Here is a 17528-nt window from a genome sequence, read left to right as displayed (position 1 = left end):
CGCTGCGCCCCGGACGATCGGTTCGGCGTCTGGGGCCTCAGCTCGCGAGCTTGGCCAGCGGAATTCGCAGGGAAAGGGAAAGCCCATCGTCTTTCCACTCTCGCGAAATCACCCCGCTCATGCCCCTCAGCAGTGCCTTTTMAAGCGTTGCTCCGAAGCCCTCGTGCAACCCGGATCTGGCCTGGGGAGAGGCTCCGCACTCGTCCCATTTCACATGGAGAAGGCCGTCGGTGGCGCTGATATCGATGGTCAATCGCCCCCCAGGGGTGGACAGGGCGCCATATTTCGCGGCGTTCGTCGTCAACTCGTGCAGCAATAGGGCCAGCGACGACAATACATTACCGGAGAGCTCCACGTCGGCACCGGTCACCGTGATGCGCGAGTCCTGACTGTGCTCGTGAGGCGCCAGGATCGCCCGCGTCAGGGCGAGAACCGTCGTCCCGGCTTCGCAGACGCCATTCTGGCTCAGGTCGGGCAGGGTGAGGTCGTGGGCACGACCGAGCGCCTGCAGTCGCGATGTCAGATCGGCGGCGAGCTCCTGGACGTTCCTGGACGATCTCGCACTGAGGGAGATCAGTCCTGCCGTCAGGCTGAAGAGATTCTTGATGCGGTGATTGACCTCGCGCAGAAGCACGTCCTGCTGCGCCCGCGCATGCTCATGCAGGCTGATATCCTGCGTCAGGGTGAGCAGGAACGCGTCCTTGCGATGCCCGGCCTCTTCTAGGGCCTTGGCCTGCGCCGCCAGTTCGTCTCGCTGTACCGCGATCTGTTGCCGCTGCCGGTACAGTTCGAAGAAGACCTCGGCCTTGCTGCGCAGGATGTCGGGCTCGATCGGTTTTTGGATGAAATCGACCGCGCCGGCCTCGTAGCCGCGAAAGCGGCGGCGACCATCGGCGGTGCCGGCGGTGACGAAGATGATCGGGATGCGTCGGGTTCGCTCGTTGCCGCGCATCAGTTCGGCCAGTTCGAAACCATTCAGGCCCGGCATCTGGACGTCCACGAGTGCCAACGCGACGTCGTTCTCGAGCAGCAGTTCAAGCGCCTCGTCGCCCGACCGCGCCTTCAGCAGCACGAGGCCTTCGCGCCGCAAAAGGCCTTCCAGGGAGACGAGGTTGTCCTCGAGGTCGTCGACCAGCAGGAATGAGACAGGACCCATGATCGAACTCAAATCTCCTGTAAATGCGCCGCGATGGCGTCGAGTGTCATGATGTGTGCGCTGGGGCAGGCTGCGATGGCCGCTTCGGGCATCGCAGCTGCAAAGGCGCCGGTCGGGTTTTGAACGAGCGCGGTGCCGCCCGCTTTGACAATGGCCTGCATCCCGTTCGCACCATCCTGATTGGCGCCAGTCAGTACGATGGCGATCAGGGCAGGGCCGTAGGCATCGGCCGCGCTTTCGAACAGGACATCGATCGAGGGGCGCGAAAACAGCACGGGTTCGTCGCTGGACAGCGACAGGCACCGATCCATCTCGACCAGGAGATGGTAGTCGGGCGGGGCGAAATAGATCGTGCCGGCCGCGATCGGTTCCTTGTCTTCGGCCTCGCGAACAGGAATCCGGCACTTGGCGTCGAACAGCTCGGCCAGCATGCTGCGCCGGTTCGGCGGCACATGGACGACCACGATCACCGGCAATCGAAATCCGGCAGGCAGCGCGGGAAGGATCACGGACAGCGCCTCCAGCGCCCCTGCGGAGGCGCCGATCACCACGGCCTCGGCTCGGTCCGCGCTCATTCGCCGCGCCTCTGATAGATCTTGTCCTCGCGTACGAAATCCGTGAAGGCCCCCGCATGCTCGGAGAAGCGCAGGCTCTCCTTGGCGCCGAGCCCGAGGAAGCCCTTTCGTGCGAGCGAGTCCTTGAACAGGCCCAGCGCCCGGTCCTGGAAGGTGCGATCGAAATAGATCAGGACGTTACGGCACGAGATCAGCTGCATCTCGGCGAAGACCGCGTCCGTCACCAGGCTATGGTCGGAAAACACGACATTGCGGCGCAGACTCTTGTCGAACGAAACCCTGCCATAGGCGGCATGATAATAGTCGGACAGGGATGATTTTCCCCCGGACTGGCGATGATTTTCAGTGAACAGCGGCACCCGCTCCATGGCGAAGACGCCAGCCTCGGCCGAACGGAGCGCCTCCTGGTTGATGTCGGTGGCATAGAACAGCGTGCGGTCCTCCAGGCCTTCTTCCCGGAACAGGATGACCAGGGAATAGAGCTCCTCGCCGCCGCTGCAGCCGGCGATCCAGACCTTGAGCGAGGGATAGGTCCGCAGATGCGGCACGACCTTTTCCCGGATCGCGCGAAAATAGGTCGGATCGCGGAACATCTCGCTGACCTGAACCGTCAGGTATCCGAGAAGCCGCGGCAGAACGGCCGCGTCATGCAGCAGGCTCTCCTGCAACGCCGAAAAACTGGCGAAGCCGAGCTGGTCCCGCGCCTGCTTGAGGCGGCGCTTGATCGAAGCCATCGCGTAATTGCGGAAATCATAATGATACCGCGAGTATAGCGCCTCGAGGAGAAGTCGTATCTCAATCGCTTCGATCGCCTCGGATGCGAGCGCCTCCTTCATCGCGGCATCCAGACCCGCACGAGCGACAGGAGCTTTTCGACATCCAGGGGCTTGGCCATGTAGTCATTGGCCCCTGCCTCGATGCAGCGCTGCTGATCGTCGGGCATGGCCTTTGCCGTCAGCGCGATGACCGGCAGCTTGACCAGGTCCGGGTTCCTGCGGATCTCGCGCGTGGCGGTGAGCCCGTCCATGACCGGCATCATCACGTCCATGAGGACGAGCTCGATCCTGGGGCCGGATTGCTTCTCGGATCGTTCGAGCGCCTCCAGGGCCTCGCGGCCGTTGCGGGCGATCTCGACGATCGCCCCCCGGGGTTCGAGGATGTTGGTCAGCGCATAGACGTTGCGCACGTCGTCCTCGACGACAAGGATGCGCCGCCCCTCGAGCAGGGCATCCCTGCTTCGCGCCTTGCGGATCATCTTCTGCTGCTCGGCCGGCAGTTGGGAGACCACCTGGTGAAGGAAGAGGCTGACCTCGTCGAGCAGGCGCTCGGGCGATTTCGCACCCTTGATGATGATCGATTTCGAGTAGCGGCGGAGCCGCTGCTCGTCATCCGCCGAGAGGTCCCGGCCGGTATAGACGATGACCGGTGGAAAGGCGTAGGCGCTCTCCTGGCTCAGCGTCTCCAGCAGCGAATAGCCGGACGCATCGGGCAGCGACAGGTCGAGCACCATGCAATCGAATGTCTCTTCCTTGAGGAGCTTGAGGCATTCGGCTGCGGTCCCTGCGGTCACGGTCTCGACATCATGGGAGGTCAGCAGCTTTGCGACCGCCTCGCGTTGCACCAGGTCGTCCTCGACGATGAGGACGCGATGCACCCGCGGGGACAGCTTGTTCTCTAGCTTCTCGAAAACCTCGACCAGCTGCTCGCGCTTGACCGGCTTGAGCACATATCCGACCGCGCCCAGCGCGAGCGCGGTTTCGGCGTGATCTCCAGCCGAGACGATGTGAATCGGAATATGGCGGGTCTGGACGTCGCTCTTGAGCCGGTCCAGCACGGAAAGGCCGGACTGGTCGGGCAGGCCGACATCGAGGATGATTGCGCTCGGCATGAACTCCCGGGCCAGCCCCAGGGCCTCCGCGGCGGTTCCCGCGACCAGCGAACGGAATCCCATTTCGCGCGTGAGATCGCGCAGGATGGCGGCGAAGGAATCGTCGTCCTCGATCACGAGCAGGACGCGCTTGGCATCGGATGGCGCGTCGCGGTCGTCCTCCACCTTGTGCCTGCGTGGCTGCACCGCGGCCCGGGGCGCCTCCGCATTCACGAGCGTGGGCACGGCGCGAATGGTTTCGCGCGCCACCCGGGGGCCGACCTTCGCCGGGTCATAGATTTCGGGAATGGTGATGGTGAAGGTGCTTCCCTGTCCCTCGCGGCTCTTGAGCGTGATCGAGCCGCCGAGCAGGTGGGCGAGCTGTCGCGAGATCGAAAGGCCGAGGCCGGTGCCCCCATATTTGCGGCTGATGGTGCCATCGGCCTGATGAAACGCTTCGAAGACGCTGCGCTGCTGCTCCTCGGCGATGCCGATGCCGGTGTCCGATACGGAGAGGGCGATCTGCCCTTCGCCGGCCCGCTGGATCGAGACGCGGACCTGTCCGCGTTCCGTGAACTTGAAGGCGTTGGACAGGAGATTTTTCAGAACCTGTTCCAGCCGTTGCGGATCGGTTTCGATGCTCGCGGGGCAGTCCGCCGCCACGTCGACCAGAAAATCCAGCGTCTTGCCCTGGGCGACGGGCTGAAACAGCTGCCGAAGATTGCCGGTCAACCGCTCCAGGGAAACGGTTTCGGGCCTGATCTCCACATGGCCGGCCTCGATCTTCGAAAGATCGAGGATGTCGTTGATCAGGTTCAGCAGGTCATTGCCGGAGGACTGGATCGTCTGGGCATATTTGACCTGCTCCTCGCTCAGGTTCTCGTCGGGATTATCCGCCAGGAGCTTGGCCAGGATCAGCGATGAATTGAGCGGCGTGCGCAGCTCGTGCGACATGTTGGCAAGAAAGTCCGACTTGTAGCGGCTCGCCTGCTCCACCTCCCGCGCCTTGACCTGCATGGCCGCATTGACCTGTTCCAGATCGTCGCGCTGCGTCTCCAGCTGCTGGGTCTGCTCCTCCAGCTGCGAATTGGTCTGTTCGAGCTCGGCCTGCTGCTGCTCAAGCCGCATCTGCGACTCCTTGAGCGCCCGGCCTTGCTCCTCCAGTTCCTCGTTCGAGACGCGCAATTCCTCGCTCTGGGTCTGCAATTCCTCCGATTGGCGCTGCGTCTCCTCGAGCAGGTCCTGGAGCTCGCCGCGATACTTGGCCGAACGGACTGCGATCGCCACCGCGTTGGAGGCGAACTGCAGCAGCTTCATGACTCCGTCGTCGACCGGGCGCAGGAACCCAAGCTCGATCACGGCATTGACGGTTCCGTCGACGGTGGCGGGCAGGATGACGAGATGTTTCGGCTTGTCCTGTCCCAGGGCGGAGCCGAAGGCGAGGTAGCCGTCGGGAACCTCGCCGATCAGCATGGGCCGCTTCTCGCTCGCCGCCTGGCCCAGCAAGCCTTCCCTCAGCTTGAACTGCGTGACAATCGGGGCGTCCTCGGGAATGCCATAGGTCGCTGCGCGCCGGAAAACCGTGCGATCGACGACGAAGAGCGCTCCTGCGACTGCGCCGAGATACTGCGCCAGAAATGCGAGAATGCTGTTTCCGAGCTGCTCGGCCTGCGGATCGCCCATCATGGCGGCGGCCAGGCCGACCTGGCCTGATTGAAGCCACTCCTCCTGCCTGCGGGCGAGCGTTGCCCTGCGGACCAGAAAGCCGATGGTCAGCGTCAGGAGTAACCCGAGCAGCCCTGAAAGGAGGCCGCTCACCAGCGCGGTCTTCTGGGCGTCGGCCATTTCAACGAGGCGCTTCGCGCGCGTTTCTCCCTCTTCCTGGGAGATCGCGGCAATCTGCGAGCGGATGGCGTCCATGGCCAGTTTTCCGCGGTCCGAGCTGACGACGGCCATCGCGGCGTCGATCCCTTGGACTCGCCGCAGCTCGATCGTTTCCTTGAGTTCTGCGAGTTTGCTGCCGACCTGTCGTCTCAGCGCAGCGATCCGCGGGCCCTGTGACGGATTTTCGCGGGTTCGCTCCGAGATCTCGTCGAGCTGGGCTGGAATCGCCGATACGGCGGCATTGTAGGGGGCGAGATAGCGTTCATCGCCTGTCAGGAGGAAGCCGCGCTGGCCTGTTTCGGCGTCTTGCGCCTGGGACATCAATCGCTCGAGCGCGACGATGACCTGATGGGTCTGAATGACCCGTTCGCTCCCGTTGCGCAGGGCCTGCAGATTGAGAAAGGCTACGATTCCGCTGATCAGGAAAAATGCGATCGCGCCGGCAAGGCCGAGCGCGACGACAGGCTCGAGGCCCAAAGTTCGCCTGGAGGCCCCGGGCAGGTGGCTTCGTTTCATTTATGCTCTCATCAGCCAGCAAGACCTGGCTGACCGCCATAGCGGAGCCGCCCGGTTGTCTCCATCCCGACACGATTTCGGTGGCCGCGACATATGCGGTCGCTGCCTGTGCGCGTTGTCGTCTTCCATCTCCATGCGGTTGGCTATCCCGCCCCCTGGAAAGTTGGCCTCAAAACTGGATTGCGGTTTTCGGTGCAAAGCCGGCCCTAACCCAGACGTCGCATCATCCGACCGGATACGAACCCGGTCCGGTGATCTACGCAGCAGCGCGCAACGCTGCCTCGATCTGGCTTGGCCGGAATGGCTTGGCGATGAAGCGCGCGCGCTCGGGCAATGCGCCTCGACCCGGCATCACTTGTCCGGACACCACGATGATCTCGACCGGCGGCCAGCGGTCCCTGACCGCATGTGCAAGCCGGACGCCATTCATCGAGCCGGGCATCTCGATATCGGTGATCATGATCTCGATCGCCGGATTGGCTTCGATCTGGCTGATGGCCTCGTCGGCATTTGCGGCCTCGATCGCTTCGAAGCCGGCATCCTCGACGGTATCGACGGTATCCATACGAATGAAAGTGTCATCTTCGACGACGAGAACGCATTTTCTCACGACTGGGCTCCGGCTGTTCCCAGCCACAACGCATCGGGCGCGGCTTTGTTCGCCGCGCCTTGCGATTTTTTTTCAGCCTCTCTGCGTGACTTTGAGATCGTCTCGCGGGAGGGGCTCATGGATCGGCCCCGCCCCTTGCCGGAGCGGGCCTCGGTCCAGCGGAGTCTGGGGTGTCAGGCTTCGCGACTCCGCGGAGGGTCAGTCGATCACCTGAATGATGCGGCGCGTGCGCGGCTCGACCACGACGGCGCGCTCGTTCACCACGGTGTAGCGATAGCCCGGCGCGCCATATTCGGCCGGAACCTCGCGATAGACGATGCCCTCATCCGGCAGGATCGTTCCCACCACGACCGGGCGGCCATAGCTATAGGACGGCAGGCGCTGCTCGATCACATAGGTCCGGAAGCGCGGCGAGTCGTCGATCATCGTGCCGCCGGCAGGATCGCGCCTCAGCGGAACCTCGACCGTCCCGACGCCGAGCGCCGGATCGCGGGTCGTGCCGCCGGCCGGGTCGGGAATGACCGGCCCGCTGCTCTGGGCGAAAACGGAGGCGGGCAGTACGGCGAGCGCCGCAGCGAATGCAAGTGTCTTCATCATCTGTTGGTCTCCCTGACAGTGGGGGCTTGCTGAACCAACGAGGCTGCGGCGCTGAGGTTCCGGCAAAATCGGGCCGATCCTTGGGCTGCAGGTCGCGGCTGGGCCATGCCGGCCGCGGCCCGAGCGGCACTCATGGCGCAACATCCGCTGCATCTGCTCCACTCACATGGAATCGACGCCGGGTCCGAAGCGGACGGAGCGCCGTACGGCGCAGCCTGGCCTCAGAAGCCGACCCTGAGCTGCGCGGAACCACCGAGGCGGTTGCTGCCCGCGGAAAGTTCGCTGTCGAGGTTGAGGCCGAGCGTGATGCGCTCGCTGAGCCTGGCGTTGAGGCCGGCGGCGACGAGCGCGCTGTTGCGATCGGCTTGCGCGCCCGTCGCGCTGAAGGCCGCGCCCGGAAAACCCGCCAGGCTCGCGGTCAGGTCGGCATCGCGCTGAAAGTAATGCGCCCAGACCGCCCGGACATAGCCGGTGACGGGAACCCCATTGAGGATCGTGTCGGCGTCGAGCTGCAGGCCGAGTTCGCTGCGGCTCGTGACGTCGTTGCGCCTGGCCAAAGCCAGCGCGCCGGCAGTGGCGCCGGCCCAGTTGCTCTCGAGCACGGCCGGACTCTGCGCCCGCGTCGCCTGGAGGGCGGCCAGCGGCGAGAAGCCAAAGCCGGTCCAGTTCAGCACGGTTGCGCTCGCCTGCAGGCGCCCGCTCCAGGCTGTGGTGTCATAGGACGAGGACAGGCTCGAGCCGAGTGCCGGAATGCCGCGGCTGATATCATTGTCGAGCCGGGCATAGCTCGCCGCGGCGCCGAGCCTGACCGGCCCGAGCTGGGTGACGCCGTAGAGGCCGGCCTGGACCACATCTGCATCGATCTTCCCGAGCACACCGCGCAGCGAGGCGCGCGCCGTGCCGGCGGAGACGGCGAAGCCTGCGACCGTGCCGGGCATCAGCCGGAGATCGACCCCCGTCGCGAGATGTGCGTCGTCGATCTTGCGTCGGCTCGAGCCCACCGCCGCGTTGCCGCCGGTCCGACCATAGGAACCGAAGCCCGCGCCCCAGACCGAATAGGACCGGGCATCAAGCCGTGACGGCCCGGCCGGTTGATCCGCGCCCTTGCGCACCAGGGCGGAGAAGGCGGCCGTTMCGGGGCCCGATCCGCCTGCCTGGTTCAATCTCCCTGCCGCCCAGGGATCGAGCATCGTGCGCAGGAACTGATCCGACGCGACCTCGGCCAGCGCCGGCGCGGCTGTATGGATCTCGCCCGAGAGCTGGTTGACCGCAGCCGGGATCGCCGCCGCCGGCAGGTTGTAGATGCCGAACAGCGACGAGGGATCGCCGCCGCCCGCCACCGCGCCGTCGATCGCCGAGGCGATCGCATAGGCATTGGCCGGAGCCGTGACCCCGAGCTGCGGTGCCGGGTTCACGATCGGTGCCAGCGGCTTCGGCGTCAGGGTCAGCCGGACGTCGTTGGCGGTATAGCTCACGCCCGTGGTGATGCCGTCGCCAAAGCTGCCGGTCATGTCGACCGGGCTGAACTGGCCGCCGAGCCCGCCCGCAGCCGAAAGCAGCGTATAGGGGCTGTTGAAGTGATGGGCGCCTCCGAGTGGCACGATCCGCAGCGTGCCGGCGAGCGAGGCCGTGCCGGTGACGTCGATCCGGTCCGAGACCGCGCCCTGGATCTCGGCAATGTAGGTCGAGCCGGCTCCAAGCGTCAGGTTGCCATTGATCCTCAGCACGCCCGGCGAATTACCGGGCGACAGCGTGCCGTTCACGACCGTTGACGGCAGAGTTCCAGAACCGCCAAGCGTGGCGCCGGCGGCGACCGTCACTCCGGACGAGCTCGCAATCGAGCCGTTCACAATGAGCGTGCCTGAGGTGGCCGAGGTCGCGCCGGCGTAGGTATTGGTGCCCGAAAGCGTCAGCGTTCCCGTTCCGAGCTTGGTCAGGCCGCCTGCGCCCGAGATCACGCCGTCAAAGGTCGAGTTGCTGTCGCCGGATCCCACGCTCAGGCTCCCTGCGCCCAGCGTCACCAGGCCCGCGCCTGCAAGCGTGCCGATCGACTGGTTGAAGCCATGGAGGTCAAGCGTCGCGGCCGACGCCACAGTGATCTGCGAGGACGCGCCGAAGATGCCCGATGCGCCCGCCTGCAAAGTGCCGGCCTGGATCGACCAAGACTGGCTGCCCGATCCTGAGAGTATCCAGGTGCTCGTGCCGCGCTTTTCGAAATCGGTGAAGCCGCGAAACTGAGCGCCCGCGCCGATCAAGGAGACATCGAAGCTGCCATTGCTCGAGCCGCCCAGCGCGAGCACATTGCCGGCGACGCCGCCGGCCAAGACGTTGCCCGTCACAGTCGCGCCAGCCTGCAGCTCGACCCGGTTGTTCGCACCCGTCAGCTGGATCGCATCGGAGCGCCTCAAGCCGTCGCCGGAGAGCCCGCCCGCCACGGCCGCGCCCGCTCCAAGCGTCAGGCTGAGCCCGGAACCGACGATGCCGACGCCGCCAGCGCCGCCGATGACGGGGCCGCTGCTACCCGTACCGCCGGCTCCGCCGTTGCCGCCGACCACCGACGCATTGATCATGGCATGGCCACCGGTCAGGAACTGCAGCCCCACCCCGCCTGCGCCGCCGTGCCCACCAATAGGACCGTTGTATCCGGTAGCCGAGCCACCGGCTCCACCCGAGCCGCCGGTTGCTGCGGCATGGAGGACGAAGCTTCCGCTGTTCAGGAACACCAGGCCGATACCGCCGGAGCCACCATTGCCGCCATGGCCGTACATATAGGTGATATCGTTGTGAGCTGATCCCCCCGTGCCGCCATTGCCGCCCGTCGTCGCGGCATTGATCGTGCCGGTCGCGGCGCCAAGCACTGCACCGAAACCGCCCGCGCCGCCGCCGCCGCCATCGTTCCCACCGTTGGGGGAATAGCCAGCACCACCAGCGCCGCCGTCGCCACCGGAAACCGCATTGAAGGGCAAGCTCGCCCCCGCATCGAGAAAACCGTGCGCCCCGCCACCGCCGCCGCCGCCATTGGCCCCGTTGCGTCCCGCTTGTCCCGATGCTCCTGCGCCCACGCCGCCGGCTCCGCCGGACCCTGGCACACCGTCGCCCGCTCCACCGTTGCCGCCGCTCCAGCCTGCCCCGCCGCCACCTGCGCCGGCGCCGGAATCGCCTCCGTTCCCGCCTCGTCCGCTATAGCTGTCCCCGCCGCCTGGGCTTCTGTTCATACCTCCGCCCTGGCCCCCGTCGGCCCGGGCCAGTGGGATCGACAGGGCGGCCGAAAACGCCACGGCAATTGCGAACTGCGGTCCGACACGGGCCGTGGTCCGGGACAAGGCACGCTGCAAATGGTCGATCACTCTGTCCGCCAATCATGAGGTTCTCGTGCGATCCCGGAAGCCCGCGGCTTGCCGCCAATGCCGTCGCCGAAAGCCGGGACTGTATGGATGGCGAGGCCTCGGAGAAATACGGCGGATGCCGTATTTCGGCGCCGCGCGAGGGCGATCGTTTGCCGACCATGCGCGAGGCTTGCGCTGACGAAGCCGGTCGAGGCGGCGCATCGGCCGCCTCCCAGGTCGCGGCAGCAGCGCCGAAGAGATGAAATACGGCATCTGCCGTATTGAACGCCGCCTGCGGAGACGCGACAGTGCGGGGCCCGATCCTTCGCCAGGCGGGTTTCTGGTCCCGCCCGAGGTCGCCCTTGTCCGTTAAAGCCGTTCTGTTGCCGCCTTGCTGCTGACGAGGCCGCGGCTACGCAGCCGTCACAGCCCGCGCGGCGACGGCCGGGCTATGCCCGCTAGGGCAGGCGGGCAGGGAACTTGGGGACCGCGGCAGCGTTGGCGGCGGTGCGGTGCCGCGTCAACCGACAGGCAGGCCGACGCGCACCGCATAGGCTGCAAGTTCCGTAGCGCTGTGCAGATCGAGCTTGCGCATGAGGTTCTCCCGGTGCTTGCGGGCAGTGTGGGGGCTGATGCCAAAACGTGCGGCGACGGCGCGGGTCGTGGCGCCACCGGCGATCAGGACCAGCAATTCACTTTCCCGCCGCGTCAGCGCAACAGATGTGGTCGCATCGAACGGGATGCCGCCCGGTGTGCCCGCCCCTTGTTGGAGCGTGGCGTCACGCAGCGGGAGGCTGACATAGGGATGGCCCCGTTGCAGGGCGGCGAGGGCGTTGAACAGCTCGTCGAGATCGCTGCCCTTCACGACATAGCCGTCGGCCCCCGCCGCCAGCGCCGCCTGGGCCATCTGCGGATCGGTGTTCGCCGTCAGGATCAGGATCTTCAGGCGCGGATAGGCCTGGCGCAGCTCGCCGATGGAGCGCAGGCCCGTCAGCCCGGGCATGCCCAGGTCGAGCACGAGAAGCTCGGCCGGCCTGTCCTTCAGCAATGCGGCAAGACTTGCGCCGTCCGCGGCCTCGCCCACGACGGTACGGTCCTGCTGCGTCGCGATCAGAAGCTTCAGCCCTTCGCGGATCAGGACATGGTCGTCGGCCAGAATGATGCGGCAGGCGGTTTCTTCGGCTGGAGCGGCCGGCGTCCTGGACGTGTGGCGAGGAATCATGATGCGTGACTATTCCTTGGGCGCGCGTCACTGGCTACGGGCCCTGCGGCATCACCCCTGCGCGGTGAGCGCTTGCCGGCGCAGGAAGGAGCAATCATGCGGGTCCCGGCGCTGACGCCTGACACCAGCACCAATCTGCGTGCGGCTCTGGTCGAACTCCTCTATCGCCAGTCCGGCTCTATCCTGCTCGCCAATCTCGTGATCCCCTGGCCCGTCGCCTATGTGATGCGCGAGGTGGTGCCGGTCGGCCTGCTGATCGGCTGGATCGGCGCGACCTATCTCCTCACCGGAGCCCGCCTGCTGCTGTCGCGGCGCTATTTCGCCCGGATTGACGGCGAGGCCGAGGCGACGAACTGGGCCCGACGTTTCACGGTCCTGTCGATCCTGTCGAGCCTGCTCTGGGGAGCGCTCGGCTGGTTCGGTTTCGAACCGACGCAGCCGCATCTGATCGCCTTCGTCTGCATCGTGCTGACCGGCTTGTCGGGTGGAGCGGTGCCGTCCCTCTCGGCCTATCCGCCGGCCTATATCGGCCTGCTGATCGCCATGCACCTGCCTTTCGCCCTGCGCTGTCTCATGCAGGAAGGGTCGATCTATTCGGTCTATGCCCTGTTCCAGCTCTGCCTGATCGGCGCCTATCTCTTTTGCTGCCGGGTCACCTACCGTACCCTGAAGGAGACGGTCGCCCTGCGCTTCGAGAATCTGGCGCTGGTGCGCGGGCTCGAGCGCGAGCGGGACCGCGCCACGGCGGCCGACAAGGCCAAGACGCGTTTCCTCGCGGCGGCGAGCCACGACCTGCGACAGCCGGTCCACGCGCTCGCGTTGTTTGCAGCGACGCTCGGAACGCTCGCCCGGCGCGGCGCTGTCGGAAGCCATGAAGCCAGTGGGATCGCCGACAAGCTGGACGCGGCCATCGGCTCGCTCGGCGGGCTGCTGAACGGCCTCATCGACGTTTCGCAACTCGATGCCGGCCTCGTTCCGGTGCGACGGCAGCCGGTTCATCTCGGCAGGATGCTGGCGGACCTGCAGGAGGTCTTCGCACCCCAGGCGCGCCAGCGCGGCATCGATCTGCGCGCGGTACCGGGCGATGCCTGGGGCGATAGCGATCCGGAACTGCTCAGGCGCATCCTCGGCAATCTCCTGTCGAACGCGCTCCGCCACGCCCCCGACAGCCGCGTGCTGATCGGCAGTCGCCGTCGCGGGGAGGCGATCGAGATTCTCGTGGTCGATACCGGGCCGGGCATTCCCCAGGAGCAGCATCAGGCCGTGTTCGAGGAGTTCACCCAGCTCGGCAATCCGGAACGCGACCGCGAGCAGGGACTTGGCCTCGGTCTCGCCATCGTTCGGCGCCTGGGGGCATTGCTCGAGCATCCCATCGGGTTGCGCTCCACAGCCGGCAAGGGCTCGACATTCTCCGTGCGGATTCCGCGGATCGATCCGCCGGCCTCGGGGCTGGCGCCGGCGCGGGCGCAGGCCTTCCCGCCCGGTCTTCGCATCATGGTCCTGGACGATGATCCTCAGGTGCTTGACGCCAATGTCAGCCTGTTGACGGCCTGGGGCCACGAGGCCATCGCCGGGACGGACGTCGAGGAGCTTTGCCGGCGCCATGCCAAGGTGGGCGCAGGCAGGGTGGACCTGATCATCGCGGATTATCGGCTCAAGGCCGGGCTGACCGGCAGCGAGGCCGTCGAACGCCTGGCGGAAAAACTGGGATATCGTGCCCGGGCGCTGATCGTCACCGGCGACACTATGCCGGAGCGGCTGCGGGAGCTGAACGCGACCGGATACCGCGTGCTGCACAAGCCCGTCGCGCCGGACGCCCTGCAGGCGGCGATCCGGCAATCCGGCTCCGGCCACGCGGCCGACTGAAGGCTCTCACCCTGGCCGCAATCGCAACCGGCAGGGCCGAGCCTTTCAATGCGCGGCCGCTGCGCCGCCGCCTGGGCCCTTCCTGGCGAACAGGACCACGATCGCGGCGAGGACCAGCATGATGCCGATGATGGCGAGGCTGTCGCCGAGCACCAGGGCCTGGCGCTTCGCGGTCTTGCCGCGCGCGATGACCGCCTGGCCGATGATGTTGGAGTGGAACTGCTCGCGCCTGATGATGATCGTGCCAAGCACGGCGGCACCGACCGCGCCACCGAGATTGTCCAGCGCGGCCTCGACTCGGCCATGCCCAACAGTTCACTGAACTTGTGCATCGCAATAAAAACGGTTGCACTGCAATATGTTGTCCGGGGTCGTCGTTGCTTGACATGTTTAGTGATTGAGAGTTCACTAAACAAATCGCTGAACTTGGACGGCTCGTTCCGAGGCGGCGTGAGGAAACATCCCGCGTCGGCTGTGCCCTTCGCGGTCGCGCAGGTTCGCCCGTCACCCCAATGACGGCTGGTGACGGCACGCCAAGGGAGGGAAGCACATGACACAATTCAGGACATGGATGCTGGCCGCGACCATTGCCGGGAGCGCGGCACTTGCTGCCCCCGGGGCCCAGGCACAGGGCAAGTCGCTGACGCTCTGCTGGGCGGCCTGGGATCCGGCCAATGCGCTGGTCGAACTCTCCAAGGACTTCACCGCCAAGACCAATATCGCGATGAAGTTCGAGTTCGTGCCCTGGCCGAATTTCGCCGACCGCATGCTCAACGAGCTCAATTCCAAGGGCAAGCTCTGTGACCTGATCATCGGTGACTCGCAGTGGATCGGTGGCTCCGCCGAGAACAAGCACTATGTGAAGCTGAACGATTTCTTCGCCAAGGAAGGCATCAAGATCGACGACTTCATGCCGGCGACAGTCACCGGCTATGCCGAATGGCCGAAGAACACGCCAAACTACTGGGCGTTGCCGGCTATGGGCGATGCGCTCGGCTGGACCTACCGCAAGGACTGGTTCTCCAGGCCCGAGTTGCAGGCCGAATTCAAGGCGAAGTACAACCGCGAGCTCGCGGCGCCGAAGTCCCAGACCGAGCTGAAGCAGATCGCCGAGTTCTTCCAGGGCCGCGACATCGACGGCAAGAAGGTCTATGGCGCGGCCATCTTCACCGAGCGTGGCTCGGAAGGCATCACGATGGGCGTCGCCAACGCGCTCTATCCGTTCGGCTTCAAATATGAGGACCCGAAGAAGCCCTACGCCATGGCCGGCTTCGTCAACTCCGAGGACGCCGTGAAGGGCCTGGAGTTCTACAAGTCCCTGTACAAGTGCTGCACCCCGCCGGGCTACTCCAACGCCTATATGCAGGAGGGTCTGGACGCTTTCAAATCCGGGCAGGCGGCCTTGCAGATGAACTGGTTCGCCTTCTTCCCCGGCCTGTACAAGGATCCGAATGTCGGCGGCGACAAGATCGGCTTCTTCGTCAATCCGCCTGAGAAGGAGAAGGGCTCGCAGCTCGGCGGGCAGGGCCTCTCGGTCGTCGCCTACTCGCCGAACCAGGCCGAGGCGCTGTCCTATGTCAAATGGTTCGCCTCGCTCGATGTGCAGAAGAAGTGGTGGGAGCTCGGCGGCTATACCTGCCACAAGGGCGTGCTGAACGATCCCGGCTTCGCCAAATCTGCGCCCTTCGCGGCCGATTTCCTCGTCGCCATGGGCCAGGTCGTCGATTTCTGGGCCGAGCCCTCCTACGCGCAGCTGATGCRGGCGGAGCAGGCGCGCATCCACGACTATGTCGTGGCGGAGAAGGGCACAGCCAAACAGGCGCTCGACCTGCTGATCCAGGATTGGACCAAGGTCTTCAAGGAAGACGGCAAGTTCTGACGCAAGCGGGGCTTTCCCCCCAGCCGAACCGGGGCTGCGCCTCTCACAGGCGGCGCAGCCAGTTCCCGACCTTGCCTTTGAACGGTGCTGAGTCATGAATGCGAGCGACGTCACCGGCATCAGGAGCGCGGCAGCGATGCGCGCAGCCTATCCCCCGATCGCCCACCGGGTCCGGGGCCTCAGCGACAGGGCGATCGCCTGGATCTTCATCGCGCCGACGATGATCCTCCTGCTCGTGATCAACCTGTTTCCGCTGATCTGGACGATCCAGCTCTCCTTCACCAATTACCGCGCCAATCGCCCCAATGCGCCGCTGCGCAATGTCGGGATCGAGCACTACCAGACGATCCTGTCGGATCCCGAAATCTGGCAGCGCATGCAGGCGACGGCGCATTTCGTGTTCTGGACGATCCTGCTGCAGATGGTCATCGGCTTCGCGCTGGCCTATCTGATCGACCGCAAGTTCCGCGGCCATGGCTTCTGGACCACGCTGATCCTGATCCCGATGATGCTCTCGCCGGCGGTGGTCGGCAATTTCTGGACCTTCCTGTACCAGCCGCAGATCGGCCTGTTCAATTACGTGGTCTCGTTCTTCTCCGGCATTCCGCCGTCCTCCTTCCAGATGCTCGGCGATGTGACCCTGAGTCCCTGGGCGATCATCATCGTCGATACCTGGATGTGGACGCCCTACGTGATGCTGATCTGCCTCGCAGGCCTGCGCTCGATCCCGGACTACATCTACGAGGCAGCGGAGGTCGACCGGGCCAGCAACTGGCGGCAATTCATCTCGATCACGCTGCCGATGTGCCTGCCCTTCATCATGCTGGCCGTACTCTTCCGCGGTATCGAGAACTTCAAGATGTTCGACATGGTCAATCTTCTGACCTCCGGCGGACCGGGCTCGACCACTGAACTCGCCTCGATCACGCTGAAGCGCGCCGCCTTCGAGGCCTGGCGCACCGGCTATTCCTCCGCCTTCGCAATTATCCTGTTCGTCGCCGTGTTCGGGCTGGCGAACATCTATGTGAAGGCGCTGAACAAGGTGAAGGCACGATGAGCGGCGCTCTCTCCACGGCCCATTCCGTCGTCGCGCCGAGTGGTCGCGTCAAGCTCCTTGCCGGCACCATCGTCGCCCTCTATGCGCTGGTGGCGATCGTGCCGCTGCTCTGGATCGGTCTGACCAGCATCAAGACGCCGCCCGATTCGATCTCCTACCCACCCAAGGTCGTGCCCTTCCTGCATTTCGAGCCTTCGATCGAAGGCTATTGCAACCTGTTCAACACGCGCTCGCGCCAGACGGCGGACTACCTTGCCTCGCTCCCGCCTGCGAATTCCGCCTGCGAGGAGATCACCCGTTCGCGCAGCATGGTGGTCGTCGGCCCGTCGAACTACGTGCCGCGCTTCGTCAATTCGCTGATCATCGCCTTCGGCTCGACGCTGCTCTCGGTCGGCCTGGGTACCTGCGCGGCCTATGCCTTCTCGCGTTTCAAGGTGCCGCTGAAGGACGACCTGCTGTTCTTCATCCTGTCGACACGGATGATGCCGCCGATCGCCGTCGCGATCCCGATCTTCCTGATGTATCGCGAACTCGGCCTTTCCGACACGCGGCTGGGAATGATCCTGCTCTACACCTCGGTCAATGTCTCGCTGGCCGTCTGGCTGCTCAAGGGCTTCATCGACGAGATCCCGCGCGAATACGAGGAAGCGGCGATGATCGACGGCTATACGCGGCTGCAGGCCTTCCGCAAGGTCGTGCTGCCTCAGGCCACGACCGGCATCGTCGCGACCGCGATCTTCTGCCTGATCTTCGCCTGGAACGAATATGCCTTCGCCGTTCTGCTTACCTCGGGCACGGCGCAGACCGCGCCGCCCTTTATCCCGATCATCATCGGGGAGGGCGGGCAGGATTGGCCGGCCGTGGCGGCCGGAACGACGCTGTTCCTGATACCGATCCTGGTTTTCACCGTGCTGCTGCGCAAGCACCTCCTGCGCGGCATCACCTTCGGGGCGGTGCGCAAATGAACCTGCAA

General features: G+C 65.5%; 12 protein-coding genes and 1 pseudogene. 4 read left to right on the top strand and 9 right to left on the bottom strand.

The features are described 5' to 3' along the window. Window positions 1–37 precede the first annotated feature (37 nt). The 8 genes from AC1DGP_RS20030 to AC1DGP_RS19995 all read right to left on the bottom strand — a co-directional run bounded on the left by AC1DGP_RS20030 (window position 38) and on the right by AC1DGP_RS19995 (window position 11753). The gene (locus tag AC1DGP_RS20030; protein ID WP_476832446.1) at window positions 38–1156 is read right to left on the bottom strand and encodes a response regulator; all 1119 of its coding nucleotides are present in this window, start codon (window positions 1154–1156) and stop codon (window positions 38–40) included. Window positions 1157–1164: 8 nt separating this feature from the next. Beyond that, the gene (locus tag AC1DGP_RS20025; protein WP_441506714.1) at window positions 1165–1731 is read right to left on the bottom strand and encodes a chemotaxis protein CheB; all 567 of its coding nucleotides are present in this window, start codon (window positions 1729–1731) and stop codon (window positions 1165–1167) included. Beyond that, window positions 1728–2567 (bottom strand): CheR family methyltransferase, encoded by an 840-nt coding sequence (locus AC1DGP_RS20020; RefSeq protein WP_441506715.1) that lies wholly within the window; start codon window positions 2565–2567, stop codon window positions 1728–1730. Before AC1DGP_RS20020 ends, AC1DGP_RS20025 begins: the two co-directional genes overlap by 4 nt. Next, a complete protein-coding gene (locus AC1DGP_RS20015; protein ID WP_476832445.1) occupies window positions 2564–5998 on the bottom strand; it encodes a response regulator in 3435 nt (1144 codons plus the stop codon). Before AC1DGP_RS20015 ends, AC1DGP_RS20020 begins: the two co-directional genes overlap by 4 nt. Window positions 5999–6254: 256 nt before the next feature. Then, window positions 6255–6608, bottom strand: coding sequence for a response regulator (locus AC1DGP_RS20010; protein ID WP_441506717.1), 354 nt, complete (start codon window positions 6606–6608; stop codon window positions 6255–6257). 198 nt (window positions 6609–6806) lie between these two features. Continuing rightward, complete coding sequence (locus AC1DGP_RS20005) at window positions 6807–7205, bottom strand: DUF1236 domain-containing protein (protein ID WP_441506718.1); 399 nt, start codon at window positions 7203–7205, stop codon at window positions 6807–6809. Window positions 7206–7426: 221 nt separating this feature from the next. Beyond that, window positions 7427–10420, bottom strand: a complete 2994-nt coding sequence (locus tag AC1DGP_RS20000) for an autotransporter outer membrane beta-barrel domain-containing protein (RefSeq protein WP_476832444.1) — start codon at window positions 10418–10420, stop codon at window positions 7427–7429. Window positions 10421–11051: 631 nt separating this feature from the next. Beyond that, window positions 11052–11753 carry a response regulator gene (locus AC1DGP_RS19995; RefSeq protein ID WP_476768856.1) on the bottom strand — a complete coding sequence of 234 codons (702 nt, stop codon included), beginning with the start codon at window positions 11751–11753 and terminating at the stop codon, window positions 11052–11054. A 96-nt stretch (window positions 11754–11849) separates the two neighbouring features. Between AC1DGP_RS19995 and AC1DGP_RS19990 the strand changes: the two genes are divergently transcribed. After that, the gene (locus AC1DGP_RS19990) at window positions 11850–13619 is read left to right on the top strand and encodes a hybrid sensor histidine kinase/response regulator (protein ID WP_476832443.1); all 1770 of its coding nucleotides are present in this window, start codon (window positions 11850–11852) and stop codon (window positions 13617–13619) included. 45 nt (window positions 13620–13664) lie between these two features. On the opposite strand, the pseudogene AC1DGP_RS19985 reads toward AC1DGP_RS19990, so the two are convergent. Continuing rightward, window positions 13665–13904: pseudogene (locus AC1DGP_RS19985) on the bottom strand (EmrB/QacA family drug resistance transporter); the annotation flags it as partial. A 286-nt stretch (window positions 13905–14190) separates the two neighbouring features. Between AC1DGP_RS19985 and AC1DGP_RS19980 the strand changes: the two are divergent. The 3 genes from AC1DGP_RS19980 to AC1DGP_RS19970 all read left to right on the top strand — a co-directional run bounded on the left by AC1DGP_RS19980 (window position 14191) and on the right by AC1DGP_RS19970 (window position 17520). Beyond that, the gene (locus AC1DGP_RS19980; protein WP_476832463.1) at window positions 14191–15498 is read left to right on the top strand and encodes an ABC transporter substrate-binding protein; all 1308 of its coding nucleotides are present in this window, start codon (window positions 14191–14193) and stop codon (window positions 15496–15498) included. Window positions 15499–15634: 136 nt separating this feature from the next. Further along, complete coding sequence (locus AC1DGP_RS19975) at window positions 15635–16555, top strand: carbohydrate ABC transporter permease (protein ID WP_441491361.1); 921 nt, start codon at window positions 15635–15637, stop codon at window positions 16553–16555. Beyond that, a complete protein-coding gene (locus AC1DGP_RS19970) occupies window positions 16552–17520 on the top strand; it encodes a carbohydrate ABC transporter permease (protein WP_441491142.1) in 969 nt (322 codons plus the stop codon). Before AC1DGP_RS19975 ends, AC1DGP_RS19970 begins: the two co-directional genes overlap by 4 nt. Window positions 17521–17528: the final 8 nt, after the last annotated feature.

This window comes from Allobosea sp. 05T433 (genome assembly GCF_056396065.1).
The sequence above is the reverse complement of the archived record's forward strand: the minus strand, read 5'-3'. Positions and strand labels throughout refer to the sequence as shown.